Origin of the sequence: Actinocorallia herbida, assembly GCF_003751225.1 — a bacterium.
Taxonomy (GTDB): domain Bacteria; phylum Actinomycetota; class Actinomycetes; order Streptosporangiales; family Streptosporangiaceae; genus Actinocorallia; species Actinocorallia herbida.
Genome location: NZ_RJKE01000001.1, coordinates 941,034 through 960,927, shown reverse-complemented (window position 1 = coordinate 960,927; position 19,894 = coordinate 941,034). Strand labels below are relative to the sequence as shown.

Here is a 19,894-nt window from a genome sequence, read left to right as displayed (position 1 = left end):
GGATTCGCCGACATGTTGCGGGTGGCCTCCGGCGCCGGGCCCACCGAGACTTGGCCCCATGTCGGAACTTCTGGCGCGGCACCGCGCGGTCATGCCCCAGTGGATGAGCCTCTACTACGACGAGCCCATCGAGATCGTGAGCGGCAAGGGCAACCACGTCGTGGACGCCGCGGGCGAGACCTATCTCGACTTCTTCGCGGGCATCCTCACCAATATGATCGGCTACGACGTGGCCGAGGTGCGCGAGGCCGTCGAGCGGCAGCTCGCGTCGGGCGTCGTGCACACCTCCACGCTGTACCTGCTGCGCGGCCAGGTCGAGCTGGCCGAGAAGATCGCCAGGATCTCCCGCATCCCGGACGCCAAGGTGTTCTTCACCAACTCCGGCACCGAGGCCAACGAGCTGGCGCTGCTGCTCGCCTCGGTCGCGCGCCGCAGCAACCAGGTGCTCGCGATGCGCCAGAGCTACCACGGCAAGTCCTTCGCCGCGACCGCGGTGACCTCCATCCGGACCTGGAAGAACAACGGCCTCAGCCCGTTCAACGTGAGCTTCCTGCACGGCGCCGACCGGCATCTGCCGCAGTTCGCGCGGCTGTCCGACCACGACTACGCGGCGGTGTGCGTCGAGGACCTCCGGCACGTCCTGGCGACCGCCACCGGCGGCGACGTCGCGGCGCTCATCGCCGAGCCGATCCAGGGCGTCGGCGGGTTCACCATGGCGCCCGACGGCCTGTTCGCCGCCTACAAGGAGGTGCTGGACGAGCACGGCATCCTCTTCATCGCCGACGAGGTCCAGACCGGGTGGGGCCGCACCGGCGAGAACTTCTGGGGCATCGCGAACCACGGCGTCGTCCCCGACGCGATGACGTTCGCCAAGGGCCTCGGCAACGGCATCGCCATCGGCGGCGTCGTCGCGCGCGGCGACCTCATGGACGGCCCGCAGGCGATCGGCCTCGCCACGTTCGGCGGCAACCCCATCGCGACCGCCGCCGCCAACGCCACCCTCGACTACGTGCTCGACCACGACCTCCAGGCCAACGCCGCGGCCCGCGGCGCCGAGATCATCGGCGGCCTGCGCGAGGCGGCCCCGCGCTTCCCGTTCGTCGGCGACGTGCGCGGCAAGGGCCTGATGTTCGCCCTCGAACTGATCGACCCCGAGACCGGGCGGCCGAACGCCGCGCTGGCGACCCGGATGCTGGAGGAGACCAAGGCCCGGGGCCTGCTGGTCGGCAAGGGCGGCCTGTACGGTAACACCATGCGGATGGCTCCGCCGCTCACCCTCACGCAGGCCGAGGCCGCCGACGGCCTGCGCATCCTCGTCGAGTCGCTGGAGGCGATCGCCTGATGGGTAAGCACGTCACGCATTGGATCAACGGCAAGTCCTGGAGTGGCAGGGCCGAGCGTTCGGGAGACATCTTCAACCCGGCGACGGGCGCCGTCACCGGCACCGTCGACTTCGCCTCCGCGGCCGACGTCGCCGAGGCCGTCGCGTCCGCCAAGGCCGCCTTCCCCGGCTGGCGGGACACCTCCCTCGCCCAGCGCGCGAAGATCCTGTTCCGCTTCCGTGAACTGCTCGTGCGCGACTCCCCCGAGATCGCCGCGCTCATCTCCGCCGAGCACGGCAAGGTGCTGTCGGACGCGGCGGGCGAGGTCGCGCGCGGCCTCGAGGTCGTGGAGTTCGCCTGCGGCATCCCGCACCTGCTCAAGGGCGGGTTCTCCGAGAACGTCTCCAGCAAGGTGGACGCCTACTCGATCCACCAGCCGCTCGGCGTGGTCGCGGGCATCACCCCGTTCAACTTCCCGGCGATGGTGCCGATGTGGATGTTCCCGATCGCGATCGCGTGCGGGAACGCGTTCGTGCTCAAGCCGTCGGAGAAGGACCCCTCCGCCGCGCTGAAGATCGCCGAGCTGTGGGCCGAGGCGGGCCTGCCCGAGGGCGTCTTCACCGTCGTCAACGGCGACAAGACCGCGGTGGACGCGCTGCTGGAGCACCCCGACGTCAAGGCCGTCTCGTTCGTGGGCTCGACCCCGATCGCGCGCTACATCTACGAGACCTCGGCCCGGCACGGCAAGCGGGTGCAGGCGCTCGGCGGCGCCAAGAACCACATGCTCGTGCTGCCCGACGCCGACCTCGACCTCGCCGCCGACGCCGCGGTGAACGCCGGGTTCGGCTCGGCGGGCGAGCGCTGCATGGCGGTCTCCGTGCTGGTCGCGGTCGACCCCGTCGGCGACGAACTGGTCGCGAAGATCAAGGACAGGGTCGCCGGGCTGGTCACCGGCCCCGGCGACGACCCCGCCTCGGAGATGGGCCCGCTCGTCACCCGGCAGCACCGCGACAAGGTCGCCTCCTACCTGACCTCCTCGGTCGAGCAGGGCGCGGCCCTGGCCGTCGACGGCCGCGAGGGCCTGCCCTCGGGCGACGGGTTCTGGCTGCGCCCCACCCTCATCGACGGCGTCACCGCGGACATGGACTGCTACCGGGACGAGATCTTCGGCCCCGTCCTGTCCGTCGTCCGGGTCGGGAGCTTCGACGAGGGCATGGCGCTCATCGACGCCAACCCGTACGGCAACGGAACCGCGATCTTCACCAACGACGGCGGCGCGGCCCGGCGCTTCCAGAACGAGGTGGAGGTCGGCATGGTCGGCGTCAACGTGCCGATCCCCGTGCCGATGGCCTACTACAGCTTCGGCGGGTGGAAGGCCAGCCTGTTCGGCGACAGCCACGCGCACGGCACCGAGGGCGTCCACTTCTACACCCGCACCAAGGCGGTGACGGCCCGCTGGCTCGACCCGTCGCACGGCGGCGTGAACCTGGGCTTCCCCACCAACGGCTGACGCCCCGAACGCATCGGTGAACCACGGCGCCGCCGGACCCGCACGGGCCCGGCGGCGCTCCGCTATCCGAGCGAGCCCGGTCTGCCGAGCATGCCCGGGTAGTGGTGCAGGGTCTCGTCCAGCCAGTCGAACGAGCGCTGGTCGAAGCGCGACCGGTTCCACAGCTCCAGCGGCCCCGCGGAGCCCTCGGCGTGGGTGAACACGGTGAACGTCTTGGGGCAGGTGAGCGCCTGGTAGAACAGCGCCGCCCGGTGCGAGAACAGGTCGGCCTCCGCGGCCGCCACGAACGTCGGGCAGCCGATCCCGCCGACGACCTCCGACAGCCGGTAGCGCCGGAGGTCCGCCACATAGGCGTCGAGGTCGGTGAAGCCGTGCGCCCACATCCCCGCGCCCTCGTACAGCCACCGCATGACGGGGTCGGTGAAGTCGCCCTCCGCGGGCGGGTCGCCGCCGAGGTCCCACGGGCCGGGGTCGGTGACGAGCGCCGCCACCTCGGGGAAGGCGGCGGCCGTACGGGCCGCGAGGAACGCGCCGAACCCGACGCCGACGAGCGCGATCCGGTCGGGGTCTACGTCGTCGTGCCGCCGCAGGTGGGCCAGCACGGGGGCCATCACGTACTCCCAGTCGGGCCGCATCGGCAGGCCGAGGTCGATGAGGGCGCGGCCCTGGCCGGGACCGTCGAGGAGCAGGCAGTGGTAGCCGCGCCGGACCGCGGGCAGGCCGTGGATCGCCCACCGCTCGTGCGCGTTCGTGCCGACGCCGCCGACCGACACCACCACGGGCCGCCGCTCGATCTCCGCGCCGCCCTGGGCCGGGCACAGGTACCCGCGCAGCTTCACCGACTCATAGGGGATCTCGACCTCGCGCAGCTTGCGCAGCGCCGCGAACCTGCGGAACGCCTCCTCCTCACGACGGAACCCCTGGACGAGCCGCGGGTCCACCGGGGCGCCGTACAGCGGGTAGCACGCCGTCCGGTAGTAGGTGGCGGCCCTCAGCCACGCGTCGGCGGCGCTGAGGTAGTGGCCCTTGTCGTCGCTCACCGAGGCCCACTCGGCGACGGTGTCGCCCAGCGAGGTCCAGGAGCGGTACCAGCTCACGTCGTCCCCTTCGGCGATCGCGTCCGCCGCGGCCTGGCACTCGCCGAACTCCGCGGCGCCGCGCGGGATCATCGTGAGCGCGCGCGCCGCGAACTGCTGGAGCAGCGGATCATCGAACAGACGCATGTCCAGCCCCTTACCCTGCGTAGATCCACTCAATGCCGCGCGGGAGCCGCGGCCGGGGCCGCCCGGAGGGCGGGCGGGGAATCGGGGGGCGAGCGGTGGGCTGGACGGCGGGGCATCGGGCGATGATGGTCGGTCCGTGCGCGGGGGCGGAGTTCGCCGCGCCGGGGTTCGCCGGGCGCGCGGTGCGCCAGGTGGTCCACCTGCACCGGGGCGGGACCCGGCTGCGGGTGTGGTTCAGCAACAGGTTCGGGCGGGAGCCGCTGCGGTTCCGCGCCGTCCGCGCGGGGCTGCACCTGGGCGGCGGACGGGTCGCGCCGGGCGCGGCGGCCCTGGCGTTCGGGGGCGAGGCCGGGGTGGAGATCCCGCCGGGCATCGAGGTCGTCAGCGATCCCGTCGACCTCGCCGTGCCCGACGGGGCGGAGCTCGCCGTCACCGTCGGGGTCGCCGCGGACGGGGGCGCGGCCACCAAGCACCCCGAGGGACTCCAGACCGGCTACGCCCGCGAGGACGCCGCCGTGGACGCCCCGTGCCTGGCCGGCGCGGAGGAGTTCGCCGAGCTGCACTGGATCCGGGGCGTCGACCTGTGCGGGGAGCCCGCGCCGGGCGAACCCGTCATCGTGGCGTTCGGCGACTCGCTCACCGACGGGTCGGGCACCACGCCCGACGCGCACCAGCGCTACCCCGACCATCTGTGGCGCCGGCTCGGGGTGCGCGTCCTCAACACCGGGATCGGCGGGAACCGGCTGCTGGCCAACGGGTTCGGCCCCGCCGGGATGCTGCGCTTCGCCGACGACGCCCTGGGGGTGCCCGGCGTGACCCATGTGATCATCGCGCTGGGCGTCAACGACCTCGGGCTCGCCGGGGCCGCGGGGCGGCCCGCGGTGACCGCGGCCGAGCTCATCGCGGGGTACACGGCGCTGGCCGCACGGGCGCGCGAGGCGGGGGTGGTGCCGGTCGGCGCGACGCTGCCGCCGTTCGGCGGGGTGGTCTACCCCGGGTACCACACCGCCCGGGGCGAGCAGACGCGCGCGGAGTTCAACGCCTGGATGCGGGCCGCGTCCGGCGCGTCCGGCGCGGTGTTCCCCGGCCACCTCGACATGGACGGGGCGCTGCGCGATCCGGCCCGGCCCGTCCTGCTCCGCGACGACCTGCACTTCGGCGACGGGCTGCATCCGAACGACGAAGGCGCGCGGGCGATCGCCGGGGCGGTGTCCCCCGCCGTGTTCGGCCTCTGACGTCGGGATTCTCGCCGGGCATCACGTTCCGCGGCTTTCCGGTCCCGACCGGAAAGCCCTTTGGCCCGTCCGTGACCCCGCGGTTTTTCGCATGATGCCCCCCTGATTGAACCGGTTGCGGGAATCTCGCATCCAAAGAGGAAAGCAGTGGTCACGCACGGTGCAGCGGCGGAGGCGGGGTGGGGGCAAACAATACCGAAAGGCGGGGCTTGTCCGATAATGGGGAATTGATGGAACACACGCCGACCGTCGCGGACGACGGTTTCCCCAGGACGGGGTCGATCAAGCCGCCCGCGGCCTGGTCGATGCCCGCCCCGCCCGGTTCCACGAGCGGCAGATCCCGTCGGGGACTGCTGGGCGCGGGGCTCGTCGAGGTTCCCCCGGTGCCTTACCGGGACCCCGCCGAGGCCGTCCTGGAGAACCCGATGGTGGCCGAGCGGCGGCGCTTCTGCCGCTGCAGCGAACCCGTCGGGCGCGGCAAGGGGGGCAGGCCAGGCCGGACCGAGGGCTTCTGCCCCAGGTGCGGCGCGGCCTACTCGTTCCTGCCGAAGCTGCGGGCCGGCGAACTCGTCGGCGGCCAGTACGAGGTGCTCGGCTGCCTCGCGCACGGCGGGCTCGGCTGGGTCTACCTCGCCCGCGACCGCAACGTCAACGACCGCTGGGTCGTGCTCAAGGGGCTGCTGGACACCGACGACCCCGCCGCGGGCGCGGTGGCCGCGGCGGAGAAGGCGTTCCTCGCCGAGGTCGAGCACCCCAACATCGTCCGGATCTACAACTTCGTCCAGCATCCGGAACCGCGCACGTTCGCGCCCGTCGGCTACATCGTCATGGAGTACGTCGGAGGGCGGTCGCTCAAGGACGTCCTGCTGGAGCACCGCGACAAGCACGGCCAGGACACCGCGCTGCCTCTCGGACAGGCCATCGCCTACGCCCTCGAGGTCCTGCGGGCCATGGGCTACCTGCACGCGCTCGGCCTGCTGTACTGCGACCTCAAGCCCGACAACGCCATCCAGGCCGAGGAGCAGCTGAAGCTCATCGACCTCGGCGGCGTCCGCAGGATGGAGGACTTCACCTCCGCGATCTACGGCACCGTCGGCTACCAGGCGCCGGAGATCGCCGGGCTCGGCCCCTCGGTCTCCTCCGACCTGTTCACCGTCGGCCGGACCCTCGCCGTCCTCAGCTTCCCCTTCCGGCACTTCACGACCACCTACGTCGCCGACCTCCCGCCGCGCGACCAGATCGAGGTGCTGCGCGAGCACGAGTCCTACGACAGGTTCCTGCGCCGCGCCACCGCGCGCGACCCGTTCGCGAGGTTCACCGACGCGGGCGAGATGGCCGAGCAGCTCACCGGCGTCCTGCGCGAGGTCCTGTCGGCCGAGGACGGCGAGGCGAGGCCCGCCCCCTCCGCCCTGTTCGGGCCGGAGCGGCGGACCGTCACCGAGGAACTGACGCCCCGCCGGGCGGTGCGCGCCCTGCCCGTCCCCGTCCTCGCCCCGACCGGTGGCGGCGGGGTGCCCGCGCCCGCGCCCGGCGACGACGACCCGGTGGCCGTCCTCGCCGCGCTCGCCACCGCGGCGGGCCCCGACGCGCCGCCCGAACTGCTGCTGCGCAAGGCGGTCGCGCACATCGAGCTGAGCGGCCGCGACGAGGCCCGGCAGGTGCTCGCCGGGCTGCCGCCGGACGACTGGCGCGCCGACTGGTGCCACGCCATGGCCGCGCTGTCGGCGGGCGAGGCGGCCGAGGCACGGGTCAGGTTCGACGCCCTGTACTCGCGGTTCCCCGGCGAGCTCGGGCCCAAGCTGGCCCTGGCCTTCTGCTGCGAGCTCCTCGGCGACCTGCCCGCGGCCCAGCGCTACTACGAGGCGGTGTGGCGGACCGGCCGCTCCCACGTCAGCGCCGCCTTCGGCCTGTCGCGGGTGCGCCTGGCGGCCGATGACCGGCCCGGCGCCGTCGGCGCGCTCGACTCGGTCCCGCCGGTCTCCAGCCAGCGCCAGGCCGCCGGGATGTCGGCGGTCCGCGCGCTCGTCCTCGGCCGCTCGCCCGCCCACCTGGCCGAGGAGGACCTCCTCGACGCCGGGCGCCGCCTCGACCGGCTGCGGCTCGACGCCGAGCGGCACGGGCGGCTCGCCGCCGACGTCCTCGGCGCCGCGCTCGGCTGGATCCTCGCCGGGCGCTCCTCGACCTCCGTCCTGCTCGGCTACCCCCTCACCGAGCGCGGGCTGCGGAGCGGGCTGGAACGGACCTATCGGACCCTGGCCCGCCTCTGCGACGACACACCGGAACGCCACCGGCTGATCACCCGTGCCAACGCGGTACGACCCAGAACACTCCTGTGACCAGGAACCCTGACGTGACCAGCCCGCCAGCTCCCAGCGAACGGAACGACATGCACTGCCCGATCTGCTCCGCACCGGTCCTGCCGGGTGACGTGTTCTGTGAGGCCTGCGGCCACCGCCTGGACGGACTGGACGGCACCGAGGCCGGCGGGCCCTCCCGGCGCGTCCCGGCCGACCACGTGGAGATCGACCTGGGCCATGACGTGGCGGCGGTGAGCGACCGGGGGCTGCGGCACGCCACCAACCAGGACGGCATGGCGGTCGCCGTCACCCCCGCGGGCGTCCTCGCGGTGGTCGCCGACGGCGTGTCGGCCTCGCCGCGCCCCGAGGAGGCCTCGCGCGCCGCCGCGGACACCGGCCTCGCCGTCCTCGCCGCGGAACTCGAGGCGGGCGCCGACCCGCGCGACGCCACCCGCACCGCCGCGCTGGCCGCCGCGAAGGCCGTCGCCTCCCTCACCGACGACAAGACCTCGGCGCCCGCGTGCACCTACATCTCCGCCGTCGCCGGACGGTACGGCGACCGCGACGTCATCACCCTCGGCTGGATCGGCGACAGCCGCGCCTACTGGGTGGGCGCCACCGGCGACGAGCTGCTCACCGAGGACGACTCCTGGGCCGAATGGGTGGTCGCCCACGGGATGATGTCCGAGGAGGAGGCCTACGCCGACCGGCGCGCGCACATGCTCGTCGGCTGGATGGGCGCCGACGCCCGCGAGATCGACGTGCACGTGCGGGTCTACGAACCCGAGGTCCCCGGCGTCCTCATCGTCTGCACCGACGGCCTGTGGAACTACCTGGCCTCGCCCATCGCCATGGCCGCCGCGGTCGCCGACCCGCTCGCCGACCCCGTCTCCGGACCGCTGACCGGACCGCGCGGCAAGCGGCGCACCCCGCTCTCGGTCGCCCGCGAGCTCGTCAGGACCGCCCTGCACGCCGGCGGCCACGACAACATCACCGTCGCGGTCGTCCCCGTCGAGGCCGACGGGCTCGATCTGTGAACGCGCCGAAGACCGCGCCCAGCGCCGGAGGAGCACCCCCGTGACGGACACGACCGCCGCGCCCGCCGCCGCGCCCCGGCGCGCCAGGTCCGCCAGGTCCGCGGGACGCCGCAGGGCGCTTCCCCGGGGGCGCGGGCCGCTGCGCGCCCCCCGCACCGTCCCGGCCCGCCTGTACCTGTGGACGGCCGCCGTGGCCGTCGGGATCGCCGGACTGTTCGGCGCGGTCCACGCGGGCGTCGCCGAGGCCCGCGACGGCCTCCAGGTCGTCGGCCGGGCCGCGGGGCCCCAGGCCGTCAACACCGGCGGGCTGTACCTCGCGCTCAGCGGCATGGACGCCCAGCTCGCCGGGGTCCTGCTCATCGGCCGCGAGCACTCGCTCGGCCAGGGCCGCGACGTGTCCATGGCCATGTACGAGCAGCGCCGCAGCGAGGCGGGCCGGGCCATCCTGGAGACCTTCGACATCACCCGGCAGAACGAGCAGGGCAGGACCACCGTCCAGTCCGTGCTCGACGGGCTCGGGGAGTACGAACGGCTCGCCGCCCGCGCGATCGTGCTCGCCGAGCAGACCCGGTACAGCGCGGGCCCCCCGCCCCGCGAGGTCCTCGCGGTCTACCGGCGGGCCACCGACCTCATGCACACCGAGCTCCTGCCGCAGGCCTACAACCTGACGCTGGAGAGCGCCGCGATCGTCCGGCGCACCTACGTCTCGGAGACCGACCGGGCGACCAACGCCCTCATCCGGGTGGGCGTCGCCGCGGTGGTCCTGCTGGCCGTGCTCGCGGCGTTCCAGCTGGGCATCTCCCGCCGGTTCCGGCGGACCCTGAACCCGCCGCTCGCCCTGGCCACCCTCGCCGTCGTCGTGCTGTCCGGGCTCGCCCTCACCTCGCTGGCCCGCTCCTCGGCGCATCTGCGCGAGGCCAAGGAGGAGGGCTTCGACACCGCCCTCACCTACACCCGGGCGCGCGCGATCAGCAGCACCGCGGCGGCCGACCAGCTCCGCTGGCTGCTCGACCCCGACCGGGCCGAGACCTACGAGCAGGTCTACTTCGACACCTCCCAGACCATCGCCTACGTCCCCGCCGGCAACCTCGCCGACTACTACGCGGCCATCGCCCAGGCCCCGCTCAAGGGCGGCTTCCTCCAGGACGCGGACGCCGCCGACCCCGTCCTCGTGCGCTACCGCGCGTTCCAGAAGACCGACCGGAGCCTGCGCGAACTCGTCGGCGACGGCCGGACCAGGCAGGCGATCGTGCTGCGCACCGGCACCGCCGTCGGCACCTACGACGCCTACGACCTCGAGCTCTCCAAACTCGTCGGCGCGGGCAAGGCCGCCTTCAACGGCGGGATCGAGCAGGCCGAGACCGACCTCGAGGACTGGGACACCGGCCTGCCCGCCGGCGCGCTCGCCGTCCTCGCCCTCGTGCTGCTCGGCGTCCGGCCCCGCCTCGCGGAGTTCCGATGAGCACACCCCGCGAGACCGAGATCCGGCGCCGCCGGAAGAGAGGACGGACCATGGGGGGCGGGCTGCGCCGCCTGCTCGCGCCGGTGCTGGCGGGCGCTCTCGCGCTCGCGCTCGCGGGCTGCGCCGAGGAGGAGCCCAAGGGCATCGAGGGCAGGAAGACCCTGCGGATCGGGGTGAAGTTCGACCAGCCGGGCATCGGACAGCAGACCGAGGACGGTGAGTTCGAGGGCTTCGACGTGGACGTCGCCCGGTATGTCGCGGCGTATCTCGGCGCGGCGCCCGACTTCGTGTCGATCACCTCCGGCGACCGCGAGCGGCTGCTGCGCGAACGGAAGGTCGACCTCGTGGTGGCGTCGTACTCCATCACGCCCGACCGGCGCCTTCAGGTCAACTTCGCCGGGCCGTACATCATCGGCCACCAGGACATCATGGTCCGCGAGGACGACGCCGACATCCACAGCGTGCACGACCTGCGCGGCAAGCGGCTGTGCAAGGCGGGCGGCTCCATCTCCTGGAAGCGCGTCACCGTGGAGCTGGGGATCAGGGCGAAGCTCGTGCCCGCGACCACCTACGGCGAGTGCGTGGAGATGCTGGAGGCGGGGATGCTCGACGCGCTCACCACCGACGACGTCATCCTCGCCGGGTTCGCGCTGCGCAGGCCCGAGGCGTTCCGCCTGGTCAAGGCCAAGTTCACCGACGAGAAGTACGGCATCGGCCTGCACAAGGACGACATCGGCGGATGCGAGGCGGTCAACCGCGCCCTGATCGCGATGTACCAGGACGGGACCGCAGAAAAACTACTGGCCCGATGGTTCCAGCCTGCGGGGCTGGAGACCACCGGGCACGTGCCGCAGTTCGAAGGCTGCAGCTAGCGGGCCGCGCGCTGGCGCATCGCGTGCTGCACCAGCGTGATGAGGACCTCCTTGGAGGACTCCTTGGAGCGGGCGTCACAGAGCAGCACCGGGATCTCCGGCGGGATCTGGAGCGCCTGCCTGACGTCGGTCACCTCGTAGCGCTGCGCGCCCTCGAAGCAGTTCACCGCGACGATGAACGGGGTGCCGCGGCGCTCGAAGTAGTCGATCGCCGGGAAGCAGTCGGCGAGCCGCCGGGTGTCGGCCAGCACGACCGCGCCCAGCGCGCCGAGCGCGACCTCGTCCCACATGAACCAGAACCGCTCCTGTCCGGGGGTGCCGAACAGGTAGAGCACGAACTCCTCGCCGAAGGTGATCCGGCCGAAGTCCATCGCGACGGTCGTCGTCTTCTTGGTCTCGACGCCGTCCAGATGGTCGACGCCGACGCCGCGGTCGGTCAGGATCTCCTCGGTGCGCAGGGGCTTGGTCTCCGAGACCGTGCCGACGAGGGTCGTCTTGCCCGCGCCGAAGCCGCCCGCGACGAGGATCTTGATCGCGGTCGGCATCCGGCGGCGCGTACCCGGAGCGCTAGAGGGCGCGGAGGCCATCGATCACCGCCTGGTACATCCTGAGGTCCTGCATGTCGATCTCCGGTGTGGGTTCCTGGACGGTGACGTGACCCTTGTCGAGCAGGTCGCCCAGCAGCACCCGGACCGTTCCCGAAGGAAGGTCCAGGTGCGCGGTGAGCTCCGCCACCGACATCATCGTCTGAGCGAGGCGGAGGATCGCCAGATGCTCGGGGCCGAGCCCGATCACATGCGCCGGGACGGGTCCCGTCGCCTCCACCAGGGTGATCAGGTCGAAGGTGCCGCGGACGGGCTGAAGCCGTCCGCCGGTCATCACATACGGCCTGACGAGGGGACCGGCGCCATCATCGGTCCAGCGAGCGTCGGGATCCGGCTCCTGCGGCGGGTAGCTCACGCCGACTCCGTCACCCGCGCCGGGGTGGAGAGATGGTGGCCGAGCTTGGTGACCATCATCGCCATCTCGTAGGCGATGAGGCCGACGTCGGCGTCCTCCGTGCTCAGCACGGCAAGGCAGGCGCCCTGCCCAGCCACGGTGACGAGGAGGAACGCCGAGCGCATCTCGACGATGGTCTGGCGCACCGCGCCGCCGCCGAACCTCTCGCCCGCGCCTTTGGCCAGGCTCTGGATACCCGCCGAGACCGCCGAAAGATGCTCGGCGTCGTCCCGGCTGATCGCGTGCGACTGGGCCATCAGCAGGCCGTCGGCCGAAAGCACGATCGCGTGCTCGGCCTCGTTGACCCGCTTGACCAGGTCGTCCAACAGCCACGCCAGATCGGCGCCGGCTCCGGTCTTCTGCATCACTCGGTCTCACTCTCAACGGAGGCGGCCCTGCCGCGCAGTGTGCCGCTCTGGAAGGCGCCCACGATCCTGCGGATCTCCTCGGGCGAGCGGCCTGGATCGTCTTCGACAGGTGCCTCAAGGGGTTCCTCCCGCAGCTGGGAGGCGAGGCTTGCCTGCGGTACCCGTACCGGCAGACCCGACGGTGTCGTCGAGGACTGCGACGGATCATCGGCTGCCGACGGTGCGTTGACCGGCGGCGCCTCAGCGGGCGCGGGCGGGGGAACCAGGGCGGGGACGGTGAACAGCTCCCCGTTCCGGCTCGGCGAGTCGGTGCTCTCCGGCATGGACGCCCCGACGACCGTCAGAGGCTTCGACGGCGCGCCGGACTCTCCTTCCTCGATGAGTTCCCGCGGGATGATGACCACCGCGGTCGTGCCCTTGTAGGGCGAACGCTTGAGCATCACCTGGATGCCGTACCGCTCGGCGAGCTTGCCGACCACGTAGAGGCCGAGCTGGACCGAGCTGGAGAGGTTGAACTCCGGCGGGTCGGCGATGCGCTGGTTGATCAGCTCGAGGTTCTCGTCCGACATGCCGAGGCCGCGGTCCTCCACCTCGATCGCGTAGCCCGACGCCACCATGTGGCCGGAGATCTGCGCGTAGGTGTAGGGCGGCGAGAACGACACCGCGTTCTCGATGAGCTCGGCGAGGAGGTGCGCGATGTCGGCGACGGCCCGGCCGACGAGGTGGACCTCGTCGATCGGCATCACGGTGACGCGGGTGTAGTCCTCGACCTCGGACACCGCGGAGCGGACCACGTCGACCATCGGCACCGGACGGCGCCAACCGCGCGCGGGGGTCGCGCCGGACAGGATGATCAGGTTCTCCGCGTTGCGCCGCATACGGGTCGCGAGGTGGTCGATCTTGAAGAGGTCTTCGAGCTCTTCGGTGTCGATCTCGCGGCGCTCCATGACGTCCAGCAGGGTCAGCTGCCGGTGCACGAGGGCCTGGGTGCGGCGGGCCAGCGACAGGAGGATGTCGCGGATGCCGCGGCGCAGTTCGGCCTGCTCGACCGCGGTGCGGATCGCCGTCTCCTGGACCGCGTTGAACGCCTGGCCCACCTGGCCGATGTCGTCGTCACCGAACTCCAGCGGCGGCGCCTCGGTCTTGACGTCCAGGGTCTCGCCGTGGCCCAGCCGCTCGACCACGTTCGGCAGCCGGACGTCGGCCAGTTCGTTGGCCGCCTCCTTGAGCCGCTCGAGCTGCTGCACCAGGTGCCGCGCGGTGGTGACCGACAGCACGACGGACGCGACGACCGCGAAGAAGCCCAGACCACCGGCGAGGATCAGGCGGATGATGACACCCGTCGCGATCGGCACGGAGTCGTCGACGAGCGTGTCGCCGGAGTCGCGCATGATGTCGTAGGTGTCGTCGAACCACGCCTTGGACGCCGCGCTCCACTCCGGAAGGGTGATCACGCGGATCGGCTTCTTCGGGTTGGGCAGGTCGATCAGCATGTTCTCGAGGTTGGTGGCCTTCTCCCGCACCTCGTTCTTGTTGATCCGCGCGGCGGCCTCGGGGAACGACTCCTCCAGGTTCTGCGCGACCTCCTTGTAGGCGTGCTGCTGGGCGCCGACGAGCTGCATGAAGTCGTTGTAGGTCTCCGTGGAGAACCTGCCGTTCGCCAGCACGCCGGACACCAGGGCGTCCTCCTGGGAGAACAGCTCACGGGCCCGGTTGATGCTCACCAGCGTCCGGGTGTCGTTGGCGAACTTGTCGTCGTCGAGGGTCGCCATGCCGTCGTACACCCGGAACATCGCGGTGACGGCCTCGGTGTACATCGTGCTGGCGTGCTCGACGTACTGGGAGTTGGGGCTGTCGAACCAGGCACGGGCTTGATCCAGGTCGGTCAGCGCGCTGAACGAGGAGTCGATCCTGAGCTCGAGGGTGTCGTCGGCCGCCATCCGCACCGTGGTCGAGTCGGCGAGGCGCTTGTACTCGGCACTCGCCGCGTCGGTCTCCGCCCGCTTGTCGAGCAGGGCCTGGCGGTTCTCCGGCGATCGCTGGCCGGCGAGGATCATCGACAGCCTGCGCTCCTCCTGGAGCTTGATGACGAGCACGTCACCGGGCGTCGAGATCCGCTGGTCCATCTGCTGGACCCAGAGCAGGTTGACGCCCTCACGCAGGGTGACCCACGCGGCGAACACCCACAGCGCGGCGAGCGAGAGCAGGAGTGCCGTGATTTTGGTCCGCACCCGAGAATTGCGGAGGCGCATATTACAGCCGCTCCATCGCACATAGACGGGGGATCGTCGAGCTCGGCCCGGCGTCCCGTTAACAAAGTCGAATCACACGGCCCTGGAAGTGCGGTACCGATTCCGATCGACGGTCAGACACGATAGCAACCCCGGTCGGTGAGCATCGCAGTAAACGACAACATCACAGCATCTTCCAGATAAGTCTGAGAAATGCGTTCCGGAGTATGAGGATGCTTCTACGTGACCAACACGTCGTCCAGGCGTCGGCGGTGCCCCAGGGCGCCCTCGGTGAGGTGCAGCGCGGCGAGCACGGTCGCCTCGACGATCGCCGCGGGAAGGTACAGATCCTTGTCGTGCCAGAGGGCCGGGTGGTCGTTCCCCGCCCGCTTCAAGAAGGCGGCTCCGGCGCGCACGTCGGCGTCGGCGGGACCCGTCGCGGGGTCGGCGAGGAGCAGGACGTGCAGGGCCATCGCGGTCTCTTCCGCGGTCGCGCCCCAGATTCCCCAGCCTCCGTCGGCGCCGCGGGTCGCGCGGACCCAGGCGACGGCCCTGGAGACGGTCTGCGCGCTCTCCGGACCTCCGTACTCGGCGAGCGCGAGGGCCGCCGACATGGTCGCGTAATACGGCGAGACATGCCAGCGGTCGTCCCAGAACCCTTCGGGCCGCTGGGTGTCGCGCAGGAACGCGGCGGCCTTGGCGGCCGCCTCGGCGTACCGGGGGTCGGCGCGGCGCGCGAGCGCGTGGCCGAACGCCTCGAGCACGTGCGCGTTGGTCGTCACCGACCTGCCCTGCTCGTTGGGCCAGGTGCAGAAGTGCGTCTCGGTGGCGTAGCCGAGCAGCGGGTCCGGCGGGATCGCGCTGCCGACGAGGGCGAGCGCGTACAGCGCCCCGGAGGTCGTGTCGGCGTCCGTCGGGAGACCGGCGGCGCAGGCCGCGCCGTGCTCGCCCATCGGGTCGGCGAGGCTGAGCAGCAGCTCGGGATGGACCGCGAAGGACAGGCCCGCGCGGGCGAGCGCGACGAGCACCCAGCCGCGCTCGAAGACGGTGATGGGCAGCCCCGGCGCGACGGGCCCGCCGTACTGGCGGGCCGCGGTCTCCAGGAACCTGCGCGCCGGGTCGTGCGCGGGCGGCGCGACCGGGCCGAGCCAGGCCGCGGTCGCCGCGGGCGCGGCCCCGACGGTGCCGGTCTGCTCCACCGGGGCGGCGGCGAGCCCGACCGCGCCGGGGCCGAGGACCTCCAGCGCGTGCAGCAGCTTCACCGGCAGCGGGTCCCCGCTCGCGGCGAGGCCGCGCACGAGGTCGAGCGTCCCGTCGTCCAGCGCCGCCGGGGCGGGCAGCGCGCCCGGCCGCCGGTCGTTGACCGCGCGGATCAGCGACGCCGAGATCAGCTCGATCGCCGGCATGTCGGGCAGCGGCGGCAGATCGGTGAGCAGCCCGCGCGCGAACGCGAGACCCCGCTCGGCCGCCTCGGCCGAACGGGGGTCGGCGACGGACAGGAGCGCGTCCACGGCGCTGAGCGTCTGCACGATCCGGTAGCCGGGCCCTTGCGGCGGTCCCCATCCGCCGTCGGGCCGCTGGGCGTCCACGAGCCATCTGACGCGCGCCTCGTGCCCGATGAGCCAGGGGGTCAGCGCCACGAGCCTGCCGGTCTCGTAGACCGACGGGGACGACCGCCCCCACGGCTGGCCGAGCAGGCCGTCCACGATCTCCTGGGCGCGGGCGTCCAGGGGGCTCACAGCTCGGCTCCCCAGTAGTCGGTGATGCCGTAGAACCCGGAGCAGAACTCCATCTGGCGGCGCATGTAGCCGCCGTGCTCGGGCGGCAGCGGCGCGAGCAGCCGCCGCGCGTCGGCCATCAGCTCCTCGATGCGCGCCTCGACGGCGTCCTTGCCGGTGCCCGGCAGCAGGAGCGCGTTGAGGTCGCCCCACTTGAGGTCGCGCTCGTAGGTGCCGAGGTCGTTGAGCAGCCGGATGACGCGCTGGACGACCCGGCTCGCGTCGCGCAGCGCGGGGAGGTCCCCGGCGGCTCCGTTGGCGATCCAGTGCGCGAAGAAGACGAAGGAGAAGCCGAGGTTGTCGGCGTTGGCGAGGTAGCCGTCGAGGTCCGGACGGGGCCCCTCGGACTTCCACCGCCACTCCAGCGCCATCCCGTCGAGCATGACGCCCAGCTCGTCCCGCCAGAGGGCGCGCAGGGCCGGGTCCTGCGGGAGGTCCTCGCGCAGCTCGGCGAGGAACGCGGTCAGCTCGTCGTCGGGCTCGGCCTCGGCTGCGGCGACCGCCTTGACCCGCGCGATCAGCGCCGTGACCTCGTCCTCGGACTTGGCCTGGTAGTCCACCAGCCAGTCGAGGCCGAACGCCCACAGGCAGGTCTTGTTGGCCGCGTCGAGCTGGTCGGCGCCGTACCAGGGGCCGGCGAACGCGGCGGCCTGGGCGAGCGTGCCGTAGAGGGCAGGGTCGAATTCGGGCTTGTCGTACAGGCCCGGGTACTTCGCGGCCCAGCCGCGCATCCGCCGCTGGGCCTGGCCGGAGACCGCGGCGGCGATGCCGCAGGCCCGGGCGTCGAGCAGGTCGTTCACCGCACGTCCTCGTGCTTCGTGGCGCGTCCGCTGGTCAGCGGGCCGGCCTGACGGTCATCATCACGCGTTCCAACGGCCGAAGGGTCGCGCCGACCACCGGGGTCGGCTTCTCCGGCGTCACCGAGGTGAGCCGGAAGCGGCTGACGAACCCGGCGAGCAGCGCCAGCGCCTCCACGGCGAACAGGTGGTTGCCGATGCAGATGTGTGCTCCCCCGCCGAACGGGAAATAGGCGTACCGGTGCGGAATCGGGGCGCCGGGCGCGAACCGCTCGGGGTCGAACTCCTCGGGCCGGTCCCAGAACAGCGGGCTGCGGTGGGTGAGGTACGGGCTGATCAGGATGTCGGCGCCCTTGGGGATGCGGGTGCCGTCGATGACGTCCTCGCCGAGGGCGACCCGGCTGAACAGCCAGCCGACGGGCATGTACCGCAGCAGTTCGTCGATGACCTGCTTGGTGTAGACGAGCTTCGGCAGGTGCTCGGGCGAGACCGGGTCGGATCCGACGACCTCGTCCACCTCGGCGCACAGCTTGGCGTAGACCTCGGGGTTCTCCCACAGGATCGGCATCGCCCAGACCATGGCCGAGACCGTGGTCTCGCTGGCCGCGCCGTACACGCCGGAGAAGTTGTCGCGCAGCCACTTGGGCGAGGCGGGCAGGCCGTGCGGGTCGGGGGCGCCGAGCAGGAGGCTCAGGAGGTCGTCGTCGCCCTCTTGCGGGGTCGCCTCCGCGACGGCGTACATGTGCTTGTCGAACGTCTTGATCGCGTCATTGAACTCTTTGTCCTTCGGCCGCGGGATCCAGCGGGGAAGGAACGGGGTGACGACGCGCGGAATCATGGAAGGGATGATCGCGTTGGTGGCCTCGGCGAGGTCGTCGACCTGCTCGCGGGTGATCCGCTGGCCGAAGATCACGCCGACGATGGCCTTGGTGACGATCGACGCCATGAGGTCGAGGGTGTCTACGGGGGCGCCGGTGCGGGCCGCCTTCTCGACGGGGTCGAGTCCCTCGTTGATGAATCCCGTGATGTCGGACTGGATCTGCTTGATGTGCCGGGCGGCGAACATCGGCTGGATGATGCGGCGGCTGTGCATCCAGGCGTCCTCGTTCTGGCCGAGGATGCCGTCGCCGAAGAGGCGGTCCAGGGGCGCGTAGAACATGCCACCGCGGGCGTAGTTGCCCTGGTTGGCCCGCAGGATGTGCTGGAGGTGCTCGGGCTTGGTCACGAGGTAGGGACTGAGGACCTTGGCGTCCAGCCGGACGATGTCGCCGTCGGCCTGCCTGCCCAATTCCTCGAATGTACCCAGAGGGTCACGGAGAAAGCTCGGAATGTCGCGGTAGACGGGCAACTTCCGTGCGTCCCGCGCTGGTCTCACACCTGTGTCCAGAGCCATTTTGCGGTGCCTCTTTCCCGAGCGGCGGCCGACCCTCCCCGGAGCAGACCAGACCAGGATGAATCCGACAAGTCCGGAGTGTTTCATGATCCATTGGGCGGATCAAGCCACCTTCAACATGACAAGTCGGACATGTTCATGTGACCTCCCACACACATAAATACACCGCGTGAGGCATGATCAACTCTCTGCAACGAACATTTATAGAAATGACTCTCCGCGACCACCCGATCATCGAAAGATACTTACAACAATGAAACCGAGAAATGGTTTCATTCGATGATCCTTCTTTGGCACCCTTGAATATCGGCGCCATCGCAGTCGTGAGAGAGGGCCGCATGATGACCCAGCAGACACTGATTCCCGGAGTCGCCGGGATACTCGACGAAACCAGACGCTGGATGCGCCCGGCCATGCAGGACGCCGCCGATCGGCTGCACCCCGGACCACGTCAGATCTCCGGATTCACCTTCGGATGGCGCGAGGCCGACGGCACACCGCGTGACGGCGACGGCGGCAAGGGCGTGCGGCCCGCGCTCGCCGGGCTCGCCGCCGCGGCGGCGGGCGGCCGCCCCGAGGACGCCGCGCCCGGTGCCGTCGCGGTCGAGTTCGTGCACGCCTTCTCGCTCGTGCACGACGACATCATGGACGGCGACGAGCTGCGCAGGCACCGGCAGACCGCGTGGAAGGCCTACGGCATCGGGGCCGCCGTGCTCGCCGGGGACGGCCTCCTCGCGCTGGCCCTCGACACCCTCGCCCGGAGCGGCAACGCCGAAGCCGTCACTCGGCTCACCGGGGTCCTCGTCGAACTGGTCAACGGGCAGGCCGCCGACAGCGCCTTCGAGGACCGCGCCTGGTCAGGGCCCCAGGCCGTCACCGTCGACGAGTACATCGCGATGGCCGTCGGCAAGACCGCGTCCCTGCTCGGCTGCGCCGCCTCCGTCGGCTGGATCCTGGGCGGGGGCGACGCGGCGGGCGCCGGGCTGATGGACCGGATGGGCCGCCACCTGGGGCTGGCCTTCCAGGCGGTGGACGACGTGCTGGGCATCTGGGGCGACCCGGCCGTCACGGGCAAGGCCGTGCACAACGACCTGCGGCAGGGCAAGAAGAGCCTCCCGGTCGTCGCGGCACTGAGCGCGGGGACCGCGGGCCTCGCCGACCTGCTCGCGGGCCGGCCGGACGACCCGGCCAGGGCGCTGCGCGCCGCGGACCTCATCGAGAAGGCCGGCGGCCGCCGCTTCACCGCGGACCTCGCCGAGCAGGAGCTCGCCGCGGCACTGGCGATCATCGACGAGATCGGGGGCGGCGCGACGCCGGGGCTGCGGGCGGTCGCCGAGTACGTCGTGCGCCGCCTGGCCTGATCCCCGCCT

The 19,894-nt window shown here is 71.9% G+C and carries 16 protein-coding genes; 8 read left to right on the top strand and 8 right to left on the bottom strand.

Features of this window, described 5'->3' with window-relative positions:
• Positions 1-58: 58 nt before the first annotated feature.
• Both EDD29_RS04680 and EDD29_RS04675 read left to right on the top strand, forming a co-directional pair.
• Positions 59-1,342 carry an aspartate aminotransferase family protein gene (locus EDD29_RS04680; protein ID WP_123662630.1) on the top strand — a complete coding sequence of 428 codons (1,284 nt, stop codon included), beginning with the start codon at positions 59-61 and terminating at the stop codon, positions 1,340-1,342.
• The gene (locus tag EDD29_RS04675; RefSeq protein ID WP_123662628.1) at positions 1,342-2,832 is read left to right on the top strand and encodes a CoA-acylating methylmalonate-semialdehyde dehydrogenase; all 1,491 of its coding nucleotides are present in this window, start codon (positions 1,342-1,344) and stop codon (positions 2,830-2,832) included. Before EDD29_RS04680 ends, EDD29_RS04675 begins: the two co-directional genes overlap by 1 nt.
• A 62-nt stretch (positions 2,833-2,894) precedes the next feature.
• Here EDD29_RS04675 and EDD29_RS04670 read toward each other — a convergent pair whose 3' ends face one another.
• On the bottom strand, positions 2,895-4,055 hold the full coding sequence (locus tag EDD29_RS04670; RefSeq protein WP_123662626.1) for an alpha/beta hydrolase family protein: 1,161 nt from the start codon (positions 4,053-4,055) through the stop codon (positions 2,895-2,897).
• Positions 4,056-4,177: 122 nt separating this feature from the next.
• On the opposite strand from EDD29_RS04670, the gene EDD29_RS04665 reads away from it, so the two are divergent.
• The 5 genes from EDD29_RS04665 to EDD29_RS04645 all read left to right on the top strand — a co-directional run bounded on the left by EDD29_RS04665 (position 4,178) and on the right by EDD29_RS04645 (position 10,958).
• Complete coding sequence (locus EDD29_RS04665; protein ID WP_148085874.1) at positions 4,178-5,290, top strand: GDSL-type esterase/lipase family protein; 1,113 nt, start codon at positions 4,178-4,180, stop codon at positions 5,288-5,290.
• 230 nt (positions 5,291-5,520) lie between these two features.
• Entirely contained in the window at positions 5,521-7,626 is a 2,106-nt protein-coding gene (locus tag EDD29_RS04660) for a serine/threonine-protein kinase (RefSeq protein WP_246052515.1), read from the top strand.
• Positions 7,627-7,640: 14 nt separating this feature from the next.
• Positions 7,641-8,624 (top strand): PP2C family protein-serine/threonine phosphatase, encoded by a 984-nt coding sequence (locus EDD29_RS04655; protein WP_246052514.1) that lies wholly within the window; start codon positions 7,641-7,643, stop codon positions 8,622-8,624.
• Between the two features lie 40 nt (positions 8,625-8,664).
• Positions 8,665-10,086 carry a hypothetical protein gene (locus tag EDD29_RS04650; protein ID WP_123662620.1) on the top strand — a complete coding sequence of 474 codons (1,422 nt, stop codon included), beginning with the start codon at positions 8,665-8,667 and terminating at the stop codon, positions 10,084-10,086.
• The gene (locus tag EDD29_RS04645) at positions 10,083-10,958 is read left to right on the top strand and encodes a glutamate ABC transporter substrate-binding protein (protein WP_246052513.1); all 876 of its coding nucleotides are present in this window, start codon (positions 10,083-10,085) and stop codon (positions 10,956-10,958) included. The genes EDD29_RS04650 and EDD29_RS04645 overlap by 4 nt, the downstream gene beginning before the upstream one ends.
• Here the strand turns inward: EDD29_RS04645 and EDD29_RS04640 are convergent.
• The 7 genes from EDD29_RS04640 to EDD29_RS04610 form a co-directional block, all read right to left on the bottom strand.
• The gene (locus tag EDD29_RS04640) at positions 10,955-11,545 is read right to left on the bottom strand and encodes a GTP-binding protein (protein WP_123662618.1); all 591 of its coding nucleotides are present in this window, start codon (positions 11,543-11,545) and stop codon (positions 10,955-10,957) included. The two genes, EDD29_RS04645 and EDD29_RS04640, sit on opposite strands and share 4 nt — an antisense overlap.
• A complete protein-coding gene (locus EDD29_RS04635; RefSeq protein ID WP_246052512.1) occupies positions 11,526-11,918 on the bottom strand; it encodes a DUF742 domain-containing protein in 393 nt (130 codons plus the stop codon). Before EDD29_RS04635 ends, EDD29_RS04640 begins: the two co-directional genes overlap by 20 nt.
• The gene (locus tag EDD29_RS04630) at positions 11,915-12,322 is read right to left on the bottom strand and encodes a roadblock/LC7 domain-containing protein (protein WP_123662616.1); all 408 of its coding nucleotides are present in this window, start codon (positions 12,320-12,322) and stop codon (positions 11,915-11,917) included. Before EDD29_RS04630 ends, EDD29_RS04635 begins: the two co-directional genes overlap by 4 nt.
• Complete coding sequence (locus tag EDD29_RS04625) at positions 12,322-14,556, bottom strand: sensor histidine kinase (protein WP_246052511.1); 2,235 nt, start codon at positions 14,554-14,556, stop codon at positions 12,322-12,324. Before EDD29_RS04625 ends, EDD29_RS04630 begins: the two co-directional genes overlap by 1 nt.
• Before the next feature lie 239 nt (positions 14,557-14,795).
• Positions 14,796-16,295, bottom strand: coding sequence for a prenyltransferase/squalene oxidase repeat-containing protein (locus EDD29_RS04620; protein ID WP_246052510.1), 1,500 nt, complete (start codon positions 16,293-16,295; stop codon positions 14,796-14,798).
• On the bottom strand, positions 16,292-17,134 hold the full coding sequence (locus EDD29_RS04615; RefSeq protein WP_123662612.1) for a terpene synthase family protein: 843 nt from the start codon (positions 17,132-17,134) through the stop codon (positions 16,292-16,294). The genes EDD29_RS04620 and EDD29_RS04615 overlap by 4 nt, the downstream gene beginning before the upstream one ends.
• 34 nt (positions 17,135-17,168) lie before the next feature.
• A complete protein-coding gene (locus EDD29_RS04610; protein WP_170201287.1) occupies positions 17,169-18,419 on the bottom strand; it encodes a cytochrome P450 in 1,251 nt (416 codons plus the stop codon).
• 443 nt (positions 18,420-18,862) lie between these two features.
• On the opposite strand from EDD29_RS04610, the gene EDD29_RS04605 reads away from it, so the two are divergent.
• Positions 18,863-19,885, top strand: a complete 1,023-nt coding sequence (locus EDD29_RS04605; RefSeq protein ID WP_123662608.1) for a polyprenyl synthetase family protein — start codon at positions 18,863-18,865, stop codon at positions 19,883-19,885.
• The last annotated feature ends 9 nt before the right edge of the window (positions 19,886-19,894 follow it).

Coding starts and splice junctions, on each gene's coding strand:
- EDD29_RS04680 (WP_123662630.1), top strand. CDS start 59: ATGTCGGAACTTCTGGCGCGGCACCGCGCGGTCATGCCCCAGTGGATG.
- EDD29_RS04675 (WP_123662628.1), top strand. CDS start 1,342: ATGGGTAAGCACGTCACGCATTGGATCAACGGCAAGTCCTGGAGTGGC.
- EDD29_RS04670 (WP_123662626.1), bottom strand. CDS start 4,055: ATGCGTCTGTTCGATGATCCGCTGCTCCAGCAGTTCGCGGCGCGCGCG.
- EDD29_RS04665 (WP_148085874.1), top strand. CDS start 4,178: ATGATGGTCGGTCCGTGCGCGGGGGCGGAGTTCGCCGCGCCGGGGTTC.
- EDD29_RS04660 (WP_246052515.1), top strand. CDS start 5,521: ATGGAACACACGCCGACCGTCGCGGACGACGGTTTCCCCAGGACGGGG.
- EDD29_RS04645 (WP_246052513.1), top strand. CDS start 10,083: ATGAGCACACCCCGCGAGACCGAGATCCGGCGCCGCCGGAAGAGAGGA.
- EDD29_RS04640 (WP_123662618.1), bottom strand. CDS start 11,545: ATGGCCTCCGCGCCCTCTAGCGCTCCGGGTACGCGCCGCCGGATGCCG.
- EDD29_RS04630 (WP_123662616.1), bottom strand. CDS start 12,322: ATGCAGAAGACCGGAGCCGGCGCCGATCTGGCGTGGCTGTTGGACGAC.
- EDD29_RS04605 (WP_123662608.1), top strand. CDS start 18,863: ATGATGACCCAGCAGACACTGATTCCCGGAGTCGCCGGGATACTCGAC.